Consider the following 13,290-nt stretch of genomic DNA (forward strand, 5'->3'; position numbering starts at 1 on the left):
CAGCAACACAGGGAGGAAAGCATGCTTAAGAAATTGATCGCCGGTACGGCGCTCGGACTATCGTTGATGGCATCCGGTGCTTCTGCCGCAGGACTGAATATCACATTCATCAGCCACTCCTCGGCATCCAACACTTTCTGGCAGTCGGTCAAAAAAGGCTTTGACGATGCTTGCGCCCGCGTCGACGCCAAATGCCAGCTTGTGCTCACGCAGACTGAGGGCTCAGTCGAGCAGGCGGTCGCCAATCTCCAGGCGGCAATCGCCACGAAGCCGGATGCGATCTTCGTCGCCATCGTCGACGACAAGGCCTATGACGCGGCGATCAAGGAAGCGATCGACGCCGGCATCCTCGTGCTTGCCGTCAATGTCGATGACAGCCAAGGCGCCAAGGGCAACGCCCGCAAGGCCTTTATCGGCCAGGGCTTTGTCGCGGCAGGCTATTCGCTTGCCAAGGCGCAGTCGCTGAATTTCCCGAAGGACGGCCCGCTCAACCTGCTTGTCGGCGTCAATGCGCCCGGCCAGACATGGTCCGAACAGCGCGCAGCCGGCGTGACCAAATTTCTCGAGGAATACAAGGCCGAGCACAAGGATCGCGTGATCAACATCACCCGCGTTGATGCTGCAACCGATCTAGCTTTGACGGCGGACCGCATCGGCGCCTATCTCAACGCCAACCCAAACACGACGGCCTATTTCGATACTGGCTTCTGGGGTGCAGGCGTCGCAAAGGTGCTGAAGGATCGCGGTATTGCGCCAGGCAAGGTTCTGCTCGGCGGTTTCGATCTCGTGCCCGAGGTGCTGCAGCAGATGAAGGCCGGCTATGTGCAGGTGCAGGTCGACCAGCAGCCTTACATGCAGGGCTTCATGCCTGTCATGGAGACCTATCTGTGGAAGAAGGCCGGCCTTGCTCCATCGGACATCGACACCGGACAGGGTATCGTCACACCCAAGGATGTTCCGACCATCATGGAAATGTCCAAACAAGGATTGCGTTGATCCAACTCCTATAAACCGAGCGGCGCTATGTCTGGGTGATGTAGCGCCGCAAAAATCCGGCGTGGGCCTATGAAACGGTTTCTAAAAATCTACCTCGACAAGCCAGAACTCGCAGGCGCAGCCTTGCTTGCTATTTTGATTATTGTCTTCCAGCTCAAGTCGAGCGGCGTTCTGCTGTCGTTCGAGAATATTCGTGGCATCATGGGTCTCCTGCCGGAAATGGCGTTAGTGGCCATCGGCGTCACCGTATTGATGATCTGCGGTGAATTCGACCTTTCGGTCGGCTCTGTCTTTGCTTTGATGCCGATGTCGATGGCTGTCATGCTGAACGATGGTATTCCGTTCAGTGTGGCCCTGCTGCTGGGGTTAGTACTCAGTGCGTTTATCGGCTTGATCAACGGCTATATTACGCTGCAGTTCTCCATTCCAAGCTTCATCACCACGCTCGGCATGCTGTTCATGGCGCGGTCGCTGACGATCGTCATCTCGGGCGGCTTTCCGCCACTTCTGCCCGACGATCTGCCTACGTGGCTTTTCACCGACTATATCTGGCCGGGAGCGATCCTGCGTATGTCTTTCCTCTGGTTCGCGCTGATTGCGGTCCTTGCTGCTGCATTCCTGTCTCTGACCAATTTCGGCAATTGGATCCGCGCCGTCGGCGGCTTCAACGAGGCCGCGGCATCTATGGGCATACCGGTCAGGCGCGTGAAGATCGTCTGCTTCATGCTCTGCTCGATGCTGGCGGGTTTTGCCGGCCTGTTGCAGGTGCTGCGTCTGGGTTCACCGCTGCCGTCGATCGGCGAGGGGCTGGAGTTGCAGGCGGTTGCCGCTGCCGTCATCGGCGGCACGGCGCTGGCCGGCGGTATCGGCACGGTATTCGGTGCGATCATCGGCACGCTGCTCATCCGCACTATCGACAATGGTCTCGTCCTCTCGCGGGTCGATGCCAACTGGTTCAAATTCGCGATCGGCATGCTCACCATGTTTGCCGTCATCGCCAATGCCTGGATGGGCAAGATGTCCCGCAAGATCAAGGTGGAGGCGCACAAATGACACAAGCAATCATCGAGTGCCGTAATCTTCAGAAATGGTATAGCGGTGTGCACGCGCTGAAAAATGTGTCGCTGACAATCAATCCCGGTGAATCCGTCGGCTTGGTGGGCGACAATGGCGCGGGAAAATCAACACTGATCAAGATCCTCTCGGGAGTGCACCATCAGGATGATGGCCAGATTCTGATCGAGGGGAGGGAGGTCAATTTTCGGTCTCCCAAGGATGCCATGCATCACGGGCTTGAGACGATCTATCAGTACAATTCCATGGTTCCGACAATGTCAATTGCCCGTAACCTGTTCATCGGTCGCGAGCCCATGAAATGGCAGGTCGGCAATTTCGGGATCATGGATCAGAAGCGTATGCGCGATGAGAGCGTCAGGGCGATCGCCGATGTCGATCTGCATTTGCGTTCGCCGGACGCACTGGTTGGCGAGCTTTCGGGTGGTCAGCGGCAGGGTGTGGCGATCGCTCGCGCAATGCATTTCAAATCGAAGGTGCTGATCCTCGACGAGCCCACAAACCACCTGTCGGTCAAGGAAACGAACAAGGTTATCGGTTTCGTGCGCGGCCTGAAGGCACAGGGCCTGACCGGCATCTTCATCTCGCATAACATGCAGCATGTCTTCCAATCTTGCGACCGGATCGTAGCAATGGCACGCGGTGAGATCGTGTTCGATCGAGCGACCGCGGACACCTCGATCGACGAAGTCCACGAACTCTTGTGAGGCTGAGATGGCAATTCTCTCAGGAAAAACTGCGCTGCTCACGGGAGCGCTCGGAACGCTTGGCCGAGCGCAGGCAAAGGTCCTGGCTCAATCGGGAGCGGCTGTGCTCCTGCTCGACCGGCCGGGAGCAGAGAATGGCGAGCAATTCGCAGCAAGTATTACCTCCGAAACCGCTTGCAACGCGCTCTATGTCGGACAGGACCTGAACCGTCTCGCCGAGAGCGAGCAGAAAATAGCCGAACTCGCAGCTACCCATGGTGGTATCGATATACTGATCAACAATGCGGCATTGATAATCAATAAGCCCTTCGAGCAATTTTCTTTGGAAGAATATGAGGACCAATTGCGGGTGAATTCGTCAGCAGCCTTTGCACTGACGCGCGCCGTGACGCCGAGCATGAAGCAGAAGGGGTACGGCAAGATCGTCAATTTTTGCTCGATCACACTCAATGGACGATGGGATGGCTATGTGCCCTATGTCGCTTCCAAGGGCGCCATGTACGGGCTGACCAAATCGCTTGCCCGCGAACTCGGTCCGCATGGGATCCGGGTCAATGCGATCTCGCCGGGCGCCGTTGTCTCTGAAGCCGAGCAGCGCATCTTTGGAGACCGGCTGCAGCAATACAACGATTGGATCATCGAGAGCCAATCGCTGAAGAAGCGCATCCAGCCAACAGATATAGCAGAGCTGGCTCTTTTCCTCGTCTCACCCGCATCCGATATGATCTCCGGCCAGAACATTGCGATCGATGGCGGTTGGTAGATGGCGGTCGAGCGGATCGTTCTGGACAACGAAAAAGCGCGCCTCGAGCTCGTGCCTGCGCTTGGAGGAGGTATTGCGCGGCTTGATGTTCGGATCCCAGGCGGCTCCTTTCTTCCGGCTCTAAGACCCTGGACCGGAAGGGAGGGGGACGCCTTCTCGCTCGGCTCCAATGTGCTTGTCCCATTTTCCAATCGCATCTCCGGCGGCGGCTTCGAACAAGACGGCATATTCTATCTCATCCCCGTCAATCTTCCCGGCGAGCCATTGCCTATTCACGGCGACGGCTTTCAGCGGCGCTGGCGTACGGTTGCTCGACGCGGCGAGATCGCCGAACTGGAATGCGATGGGGAGATCGGTCCCTTCCGTTATCGGGCAAGACAGATTGTTACACTCGCAATAGATAAGCTGGTGATTGATCTCACCGTTCAAAACCTGTCGGGGCAGAAATTGCCTTTCGGTGTCGGCTTTCATCCTTGGTTTCCAAGAAACGCTGGCACCCGGCTGCGATTTCGCGCTTCAGAAATATGGCTGGAGGATGAGCGCCATCTGCCGGCCGGGCGACGAAAGGTTATCGAGGTTCCAGACTGGGACTTTGACAGTGGGCGCGTCTTGCCTGAGGGTTGGATCAACAACGTCTTCGGCGGGTGGGACAGAAAAGCTGTAATCACACAAGGGGGAGGAGCGGTATCACTCAGGATCTTTGCCTCCGATAACCTTGATTACGCGTTGGTCTATTCACCGAATTCGAACGTAGACTTCTTCTGTTTTGAACCAGTTTCTCACCCTGTGGACGCGCACAATCTCGACGGTCGGCCCGGCCTCCAGGTGCTCGAACACCGCGAAGAACTGACTGCTTCGATGACGTTGCAATGGGATGTGTGACACGCAACTCGATTAAAAGTCGCACGCTTACAGGTCGTGTGTGGCTATCGGACGAACTCGCGCCAGCGCAGCAATGTCACATTGTCGATACATGCCCGGACAGGGCGTTTTTTGTGCATTCAACCGGTCGCGCAGTAATATCAGGTCAACACCGATTGAAGGTGATCGCCGTTAGCTGGCGCCATAATCTCCAATCGAACTCAAGGTCACGCTGCCGAAGTATGTCATCCGAATAGAATTGAAATGCCATGACGCTGGAGCTGCAGAATCTCATTTTGGAAATGGTCGCCCGTGGCGAGCCTTGCAAACAACGATTGATCGTTTGTGCCTTGAGGTGGAACGCTTGGTACCGGGCATCGTTTGCTCGGTGTTGTCGGTTGATGGAGCGCGCCTTCATCCTCTCGCGGGACCCTCGCTCCCAGGATCTTATTCCGCCGCACTTGATGATCTGACCATTGGACCGTTAGTGGGCTCCTGTGGCGCCGCCGTATATTGGCGGCAAGCTGTTGCCGTGACAGATATCGCGCGCGATCCTCGCTGGGCGAAATTCAAAGATCTGGCCCTACAACTCGGCTTCAAGGCATGCTGGTCGACCCCAATCTTCAGTGGTGACCGTGTTGTTGCGACATTTGCCTTCTACTTTCACGAACAGCGAGGTCCGAGCCACCTTGAACAACAGATTGTTGACGCTAGCGTGCACCTTTGCGCTATCGCCATTGAGCGGGACGAGCGAGTGCGCGAGCGCCAGCGATTGACGTATATGGACGTGCTGACCGGCCTGCCGAACCGTGGGCAATTTAATCAGGGCCAGATCGCCAATCTCTTCCTTCTTCACCGCAAACATCTCACCGCCGCAGATCATCGAAAGCTTCGTTTCTACGCCATCGCAACATGGCGGCAGATCACCATGTCAATCAACGCGTGAAGGCTGGTACCATGCCAGACGCGCGACCTGTCCCAGCTTAAGGCGACGCCACCCATTGAGGCAATGTGAGCACAAGGCACTCCCGGGCCGGATTGACCCCTATTAGAGCGTCGCGCCACCGGCCTCACGCATTGCGGCGGGCAGCGTCTCCCAGGCCCTGATCAACTCGCCGATGGAGCCGGCCCCCATTTTGCGCATGGCATTGGCGCGGTGCAATTTGACCGTGACCGCACTTATCCCGAGGTCGAAGGCGATTTGCTTGTTGAGCCGACCGCGTGCCACCTCGCGCAGGATTTCGCGTTCGCGGTGCGTTAGTGTCACCAGGCGCTCAATATTCCGCTTGACGACCAAAGCATTGGCCCGTCGCGCCGCGTCGAGCGCGATACCGGCAATGACGGCGTCGAGCAGCGTCTGGTCGCGCACTGGCTTGGTCAGGAAGTCAACCGCACCCGCTTTCATCGCCTGCACGGTCATCGGAATGTCGCCATGCCCGGTTAAGAAGATGATTGGCTTCGCATTACCGCTTTCCAGCAGATGATGCTGTAGGTGAAGGCCGCTCGCCCCCGGCATGCGGACGTCAAGGATCAGGCAGCCGGGGCTGTCCAGTATGTCAGCCTCAAGCACTTCTCGGGTCGAGGCGAAGCTCATTGGCTGCAGGCCTGCCGAAAGGATCAGCTCCGACAAGGCCTCGCGAACAGCTGCATCGTCGTCAACGATGATTACGATGGGCTCGCTGAGGTCATTCTTTTGCTGCCGCGATAGCGGTGCCGTTCTTCGGAGCGGCTGGTCAATTTTCATGTCACCCTCCATTTCTCGATTTCTGTAGAGCTTCCCCTATCGCGATGAGTAGGGCAGGCGCGTCGAATGGCTTTCGAAAAAAGCCATCCACGCCTTTGGCGCGGCCCTGATCGGCAATCTCGTGGCGGCCTGTAACCAGGAATACCGGCAGTTCCGGACGCGCCTTGTTGACTATGTCACGAAGTTCAAAGCCGTTTGTACCTGGCATTCCGATGTCGGTGATCAACAAATCCAGATCCGACAGACCGCAGGCAAGCAGATGTTCAGCCGACCGGAAACAGCAGGCTGAATAGCCGGCGGATTCCAGCAGCTCGTCCAGGGATTCGAGCAGCCTCGCATCGTCATCGACAACCGCAACGATCGGTTTTGTCTTCTTCATCCTCAATTTCCTCCCATGCGGCGCGAATGGATGATCTGTATTCCCAATCGTTCCGCTATGCGCACGAGATCAGCAAGCGATGCCGCCGCCATCTTCTGCATCACATTCCGTCGATGGACTTGCAGCGTCACTTCGCTGATTCCGAGTTGCGATGCCGCCTGCTTGTTGAGCAGGCCGCTAACTACGAGCGGCAGCACGTCGCGTTCGCGTGGCGTCAGTTCGAGATAACGCTGCTTCAACAAGCTTAGTTCGGCCCGTTCCGATCGCTTTTTCCGATCCTCCGAAATTGCCGTATGAACCGCGGCCATGAGGTCCGCATCGCTGAACGGCTTCGTGAGAAAATCCACCGCGCCGTGCTTGATCGCCCGCACAGAGGAAGGGATGTCGCCATGACCGGTGATGAAGACGATCGGCGGATGATCGCCCTCGGCGATCTGCCGCTGCAGTTCGAGGCCGTTGATATCGGGCAATTCAACGTCGAGTATCAGGCAGGCAGGTAGATCCGGTTTTTCGGCGTCTACATAGTCACCCGCCGAACCGAACGCGATGGCGCGCATGCCGTGGGTCTCCAGGAGCTCGCCGAGTGCCTCCCTGATGCGTTCGTCATCGTCGACGATGAAAACAACATGGTTGTCCGGTGTCATGGCGCCGCTTTCCCCACGGTTGGTAAGGTGAAAATGAACCGCGCGCCACGCGGTTCATTTTTCTCGGCCCATAGACGCCCGCCATGCGCTTCCACGATCGAACGGCAGATGGCGAGACCCATGCCCATTCCGTTCTCTTTCGTCGTGAAGAAAGGTTCGAAGATCTGATCCGGGAATTCGATGCCGTTCCCCCGGTCGCCTATTTCGATCTGCACGTCGCTGTCCACGCGATGGGCGCGCACGTCGATAGTTTTCTCACCTGCAACGGTGTCCATTGCCTCCATGCCATTGCGGATGAGATTGACCAGGACTTGCTGGATCTGGATGCGATCGACCGCGATAGGCGGAAGCTTGTCTTCTACATCGATGTCGATCCGGATGCGGCGGCGCAAAGCCTCGCCAGCCACCAGGCTACATGCCTCGGCGATAACGCCTGCGGTCGACAGGCTGACCCTGTTGTCTACGGATTGCTTGAACAGCGCCCGGATGCGACTGACGACTTCCGCCGCTGAATTGGCATCGCGAATGACACGTTCAGTGGTGATCTTCGCTCGCTCGACATTGACGGGCTCGGCTGAAAGCCAGCGGTAGCATGCATGCGAATTGGCGACGATCGCCGCCAGAGGCTGATTCACCTCGTGTGCGATGGAGGCGGAAAGCTCGGCAAGGCTCGCCGCCTGGCTGGCGCGCGCCAGCCGCTCGTGTGCCATGCGCAACTCCTCCTGCATCCGAACCTCGCCATCGATATCCAGGCAGATCACATTCCATTGCACGATTGCGCCTTCGTTGTCGCGCATCGGCGCGGCTCGCGTCTCGACCCAGCGATATTCGCCATCGAAACGGCGCAAGCGATGCCTGCGTGCATAGGGTTCGCCGGTCGACAGGCAACGGGCGTACTGTTCCTTGACCCCGGCAAGATCCTCTGGGTGCACTCCGGCATCGAGCGTGCCATTCAGCCGTGATTTTTTCTTGCCATCCAATTCTTCCAGTTCGTAGCCAAGGAATTCCCGGAGCTGCTGGCTGCGATAGACCGGCTCGCCATTGGGCGCAGCGCAATCGATCATCGCCGGCAGCGTTTCCACCAATTGCCAAAGAAAGCGTTCTCTTTCCCGTAGCGCCTCCTGCGCGAGCATCTCATCTTCGATATCGATCGAGATGATATACCACTGTACGATCGCACCATCGGCATCGAGCAGAGGCTGCGCGCGAGCTTCGATCCACCGATAGGTTCCATCCTTAGTACGCCGACGAAACCGGTTCACGAAAGGTTGGCCGGTCTCGAAGCCATTCATTGCTCGCTGAAACATGATCGGAAAGTCTTCAGGGTGAGCCAAATCTCGCGCCAGCGAATCGAAGTTCTCGATGTCGGGTGTTGGTGCACCGACATTGTCCAGATATCGTCTGCTCGTATAGGTCATCCTGCGCGATGGAGCGAAGCTCAGGATATTGATCGGCAGGGTGTCGATCATCTGCTCCAATTGCCGCTTGCTGGTCTTCAGCGCTTCTTCGGCCTGCATCTGATCGTCGATATCGATGGACACCTGATACCAATGAGCGATTGCTCCATCTGCATCACGCAGAGGCTGCGCGCGCGCCTCTATCCAGCGATAGTTGCCGTCTTTCCAACGCCTGCGATACCGCATCATGAAGGGGTCGCCGGATCTGAGGGAGTTGGCTGACGCACGCAGCACCTCGGGAGCATCTTCGGGATGGACCAGTTCTTGCGCCACCCGGGTCATATCTTCGAAGTTCGCCCCAGAGAGGCCCAGATCCTCCAACGATCGCTTGTTGACGTAGGCCAGCTTGCCGGCGGGTGTCCAGCTCCAGATGTGGACTGGCAAGGCGTCCACAAGCTGGGAGAGCTCTTGCTCCCGATCGCGCAAAGCCTCTTGCGCGCGCACTTCATCATCGATGTCGATGGAGATTGCAAACCACTCAACGATCCCGCCGTCATCGTCGAGCAATGGTTCCCATCGACCGTCGAACCAGCGATAGACGCCATCTGCACGACGCATGCGATATTTCATTGCGTAGGGCTCGCCGGTCGCGATCGAGCGTCGGACCGCGTTCAAGAGCCCATCGGAATCGTCCGGGTGAACAAAAGTCCGCATGGCGGTCACCAAACGACTGCTATCCTGATTGTCCAACTGCTCGACGTCATCCAGGCCGAAATAGTCGAGCAGCCGTTTATTGAAGAAGGTTGGCTCACCTGCCGGAGTCAGACGCCTAATTTGGACGGGAACCATGTTTACGATCTGCTCGAGCTCCCGCTCTCGGTCACGCAAAGCGTCCACACTCTGACGCAATGTCTGTAAGGCGAGCTGATGCTGCCGGGATATGGCGGCCACGACCAGGGCCGAAAATGCCGAGATCGCCAGGAAGAGTTGAAGCATGATCTGGTTGTGGCGCTGGCTCTCGGCATTTCCGGCAAACTGGCTGGCACCGGATATCGTGACGATCGCGGTAATTAGCGCGAGAAGGGCGAGAGAGACGACAGCGCCTTTGAATTCGAATCGCACGGCGGCCCAAAGCAGTGGCGGCATGATGATATAGGCGAAGGGCAGGTAGCTGCCGAGCGAAAGGGCCGCGACGCCGAGAAGGATCAGTCCCACTGCGCATGCTTCAAGCCACCGCGCAACCGATAGCCCGGCCTTGCTGTTCCAGTTCTGGATCACGACCAACGCGAGCGGTCCGACGATCAGGACCCCAGTGGCATCCCCGATCCACCAGAGCGGCCAAGCCCCTGAGAAGGTTTGTGAAAATATGCCGAACCAAGCAAGCGTCGCGCTTCCGACCGTCGCGCTCACCACGGGAGCAACTCCAGCGCCTAACGCGACGAATACAAGAACTTCCCGCAGGGTTTCCAGTCGAACCGGCCGACCCAAAGCCCAGTTTACGAGCCACGCGCCGACCATGGCTTCGAGCGCATTGCCGGCATAAATCAGAACGGCGGCGGGCAGCGGGCTGTGGAACCACAGGACATTGCTGAATAGCTCCCCGAGGCAGCCGACCGATACCCACCACGGCCAACTCCGCTTGGGCGCGAGCATAAGGATTGCGATGATGAAATGCCCGTCCCGGGTACGATTGCAAGTGTCTGCGCGAAGCCGCACCCCAGAATATAGGTCGCAAAAAATTGACCTAGATGCAGGAGTTGGGGGCGGTACGACCAGACGCGCGTCATCGGCGGCTCCTGCAGGAAACACAAAGTTTAGGCTGCGCCAGCATATCGAATGGCCAGTCTCGATAGCAGCATCAGTGATCCAGCCTCGCACACTATTCGCGCCATTGCGCGGCGGCAACTTATGGAAATCCATCTATCGGCGGTGCCATCGCCGCGCTGGTGGAAAACCGTCAAGCCTCAGTGGTATCCGGGATCCACTTGGATGCCTCCTGTCTCAGCCAAAAGCCGCAGGTGGTTATCGGCCAAGTCTGCTGCGTGTTGGACGAGCTCCGAGAGAACGATGATGGAAGGAGATTGAAGAACTGGCGCGGCAAGGCCGCGCCAGTTCAGGACGGCTCGAGGAGGACGGCGGCTTGCCCCGCGAGCCGTGGCCAGCTCAAGCCTTGAGGAAGGCGAGCAGGTCGGCGTTAACCTGGTCTTGATGGGTGGCGGTGACGCCGTGGGGCGCGCCGGGATAGTAGATCTCCTTGGCCCCCTTGATCAGCCGCGCGGATTTGACGGCGGAATCCTGGATCGGAACGATCTGGTCGTCTTCGCCATGCAGGACGAGTGTTGGCACGTCGAACTTCCGCAAGTCTTCCGTGAAGTCGGTTTCGGAGAATGCCTTGACGCATTCATAGGCGTTGAGCAGGCCGGCCTGCATGCTCAAACGCCAGAACTGGTCGAGGGTGCCTTGGGAGACACTCGAGCCCGATCGATTGGCACCGTAGAACGGCAGGGCGAAGTCTCGGTAGAACTGTGAACGATCCTTGGCGAGACCGGCGCGGATCGCATCGAAGACCTCGATCGGCAGGCCTTCAGGATTGGTCGCCGATTTGACCATGACCGGCGGCACGGCGCCGATGAGGACGGCCTTGGCGACGCGCTTCGTGCCGTGCCGGCCGATATAGCGCGCGACCTCGCCGCCGCCGGTGGAGTGGCCGACCAGCGTTGCGTCCCTAAGGTCCAGCGTCTCGATAAGGGCGGCCAGATCGTCGGCATATCCGTTCATGTCGTTGCCCGACGTCGGCTGACTGGAGCGTCCATGGCCGCGGCGATCGTGCGCCACGACGCGGAAGCCGCGTTGGGCGAGGAAGAGCATCTGACCGTCCCAAGCATCGGAATTCAGCGGCCAGCCGTGGGAGAAGGTGACAACCGGGCCGGTTCCCCAGTCCTTGTAATAGATTTCCGTGCCGTCCTTGGTGATGATCGTGCTCGTTGTTTGTCTTCCGTGGTTGAGGCTGACGGAGAGAGGCTGCTTCGGAGTCTTTGCGGCAGCAACCGCGGGCAAGCCGGTTGCGATACCGGCAATGAGGCTGCCAAGCAGGGCGTCGCGGCGTGAGAGGCTAACGGCCGATGGGTTTGGAATGTCCCGCATATTTCTATCTTTCCCGATGATTAAAGTGGAGTAGGGGCCAATCAGTGGGCTGACGCCGCCTCTTCGATGAGGGCGGTGACTTCGCCGGGATGCGAGACCATGAGTGCGTGCGAGGCTCCGTTGATCACGACAGTCTTCACGGCATGTGCCCGCTCGGCCATGAATTGCATGACCGCTGGCGGAATGCTGCGGTCGGAAGACCCGTAGATCATGTAGGAGGGCAGCAGCTTCCACGACGCGACGCCGGAGGGTTCGGCAAGCGCAGCTTGGGCGACGGGTCGCTGCGTTAAAGCCATCAGCGCCGCCTTGTCATCCGAAACGTCGGCAGCGAACTGGAGACGAAACTTGGATGGTTGGATATACAGGTCCCGCTTGCCATCAGGTAGCGTCACGGGCGCGAGTGTGTCGGCAAGCGTGCTGCCTGGGAATTTTGCCGATAGGGTGACGCTGGATTCGCCGGTATCCGGCATGAAACCAGCAACGTAAACGAGAGCTTTCACGTTCGGACTGCCGTTCGCGGCTTCGGTGATGACCGGTCCGCCATAGGAATGGCCCACCAGGATAACCGGGCCGCGGACCGAATGGACAACGGATGCGACGGATGCGGCATCCGATGCGACGCCGCGAAGCGGGTTGGCCGCTGCGATTGCCACATAGCCATCCTTCGTCAGGCGGGTAATCACGGCATCCCAGCCCGACGATTCAGCAAAGGCGCCATGAACGAGAACGATTGTCGGTTTAAGATCGCGATCCTGGGACTGTGCGCTAGCGACCGTCAGCGTGGCGATCGCGGCGCCAAGCGCCAAGACCTTTATGATTTTGAGCATCTGCTTTCTCCTAACGTAGCGGTTCCTATGCGGGGAGAATGCGTGGGTTTGCGGCGGCAAACCATTCTACGCGAGATGCGCCCATCCACTGCTGAGGGATAGGATGATGTAGCGCAACCGGCGGGAAATCTGATCGATCGGCAGGGCACCGCTACATCAGAGAGCAGCCGGGCGCACCTTCCGGCCAGATGGTTGATCCACGGCGCCGGGGTAGTTGGTGATCCGGGCCATACGCCCAGCTTTCCGATCGCAATCAATCCATGGAGAACAGGATGACCAAGCGTTTGAACATATTGGCCAGGAAGAATGACGGAATCGATGGCCTCGTCGCCGTCGAGACCTGGATTGCCAAAAGTTTCGATCCCAAACTAATGGAGCTCGTCAAGGTGCGCGTGTCGCAGATCAACGGCTGCGCCCATTGCCTGCACATGCATCGTCAGGATGCGCTCAAGCTGGGTGAGACGGAAGAGCGTATGCTCTTGCTGAATGCCTGGCATGAATCGCAGCTTTACACGGATCGCGAGCGTGCGGCGCTCGCATGGGCCGAGTCGCTGACCAATGTCGCCGAGAGCCGTGCGCCGGATGGCGACTATGAAGCAGCACACAGCGTCTTTTCGGAAGACGAACTTTTGGCATTGTCTATCGGCATCGCCATGATCAATGCCTGGAACCGGCTGGCGATCGGCTTTCGGCTGCAGCATCCGGCAGATCACAAACGTGCTGGCTAATCGGCGAGCGTCTGCGAGCGGGCCGG

Annotated in this window: 11 protein-coding genes and 2 pseudogenes; 7 read left to right on the forward strand and 6 right to left on the reverse strand. The window is 58.5% G+C overall.

The genetic code is table 11. From position 1 onward, the window contains the following. Positions 1-21 precede the first annotated feature (21 nt). The 6 genes and pseudogenes from FHT85_RS07355 to FHT85_RS07380 form a co-directional block, all read left to right on the forward strand. A complete protein-coding gene (locus tag FHT85_RS07355; protein WP_112413045.1) occupies positions 22-996 on the forward strand; it encodes a sugar ABC transporter substrate-binding protein in 975 nt (324 codons plus the stop codon). A 69-nt stretch (positions 997-1,065) separates the two neighbouring features. Next, positions 1,066-2,049: an ABC transporter permease gene (locus FHT85_RS07360; protein WP_112413044.1), complete on the forward strand. Its 984-nt coding sequence runs from the start codon at positions 1,066-1,068 to the stop codon at positions 2,047-2,049. After that, on the forward strand, positions 2,046-2,777 hold the full coding sequence (locus FHT85_RS07365) for an ATP-binding cassette domain-containing protein (protein WP_112413043.1): 732 nt from the start codon (positions 2,046-2,048) through the stop codon (positions 2,775-2,777). The genes FHT85_RS07360 and FHT85_RS07365 overlap by 4 nt, the downstream gene beginning before the upstream one ends. Before the next feature lie 7 nt (positions 2,778-2,784). Next, positions 2,785-3,540: an SDR family oxidoreductase gene (locus FHT85_RS07370; protein ID WP_112413042.1), complete on the forward strand. Its 756-nt coding sequence runs from the start codon at positions 2,785-2,787 to the stop codon at positions 3,538-3,540. Continuing rightward, a complete protein-coding gene (locus FHT85_RS07375; RefSeq protein WP_112413041.1) occupies positions 3,541-4,422 on the forward strand; it encodes an aldose 1-epimerase in 882 nt (293 codons plus the stop codon). It abuts the gene before it with no gap. Positions 4,423-4,670: 248 nt separating this feature from the next. Further along, positions 4,671-5,227, forward strand: a pseudogene (locus FHT85_RS07380) (GAF domain-containing protein); the annotation flags it as partial. 222 nt (positions 5,228-5,449) lie between these two features. On the opposite strand, the gene FHT85_RS07385 reads toward FHT85_RS07380, so the two are convergent. The 6 genes and pseudogenes from FHT85_RS07385 to FHT85_RS07410 all read right to left on the reverse strand — a co-directional run bounded on the left by FHT85_RS07385 (position 5,450) and on the right by FHT85_RS07410 (position 12,536). Further along, positions 5,450-6,145: a response regulator transcription factor gene (locus FHT85_RS07385; protein WP_112413040.1), complete on the reverse strand. Its 696-nt coding sequence runs from the start codon at positions 6,143-6,145 to the stop codon at positions 5,450-5,452. A 1-nt stretch (position 6,146) separates the two neighbouring features. Beyond that, complete coding sequence (locus FHT85_RS07390) at positions 6,147-6,524, reverse strand: response regulator (RefSeq protein ID WP_112413039.1); 378 nt, start codon at positions 6,522-6,524, stop codon at positions 6,147-6,149. 2 nt (positions 6,525-6,526) lie between these two features. Continuing rightward, entirely contained in the window at positions 6,527-7,168 is a 642-nt protein-coding gene (locus FHT85_RS07395; protein ID WP_112413038.1) for a response regulator transcription factor, read from the reverse strand. Beyond that, positions 7,165-10,352 (reverse strand): annotated as a pseudogene (locus tag FHT85_RS07400) (PAS domain-containing protein). The gene FHT85_RS07395 and the pseudogene FHT85_RS07400 overlap by 4 nt, the downstream one beginning before the upstream one ends. Before the next feature lie 376 nt (positions 10,353-10,728). Further along, entirely contained in the window at positions 10,729-11,709 is a 981-nt protein-coding gene (locus FHT85_RS07405; RefSeq protein WP_112413035.1) for an alpha/beta fold hydrolase, read from the reverse strand. Positions 11,710-11,750: 41 nt separating this feature from the next. Further along, positions 11,751-12,536 (reverse strand): alpha/beta fold hydrolase, encoded by a 786-nt coding sequence (locus tag FHT85_RS07410; RefSeq protein WP_112413034.1) that lies wholly within the window; start codon positions 12,534-12,536, stop codon positions 11,751-11,753. 272 nt (positions 12,537-12,808) lie between these two features. Here FHT85_RS07410 and FHT85_RS07415 point away from each other — a divergent pair, with 272 nt between their 5' ends. After that, a complete protein-coding gene (locus FHT85_RS07415; protein ID WP_112413033.1) occupies positions 12,809-13,264 on the forward strand; it encodes a carboxymuconolactone decarboxylase family protein in 456 nt (151 codons plus the stop codon). Positions 13,265-13,290 lie beyond the last annotated feature (26 nt).

Origin of the sequence: Rhizobium sp. BK312 (assembly GCF_014193605.1) — a bacterium.
Classification (GTDB): domain Bacteria; phylum Pseudomonadota; class Alphaproteobacteria; order Rhizobiales; family Rhizobiaceae; genus Rhizobium.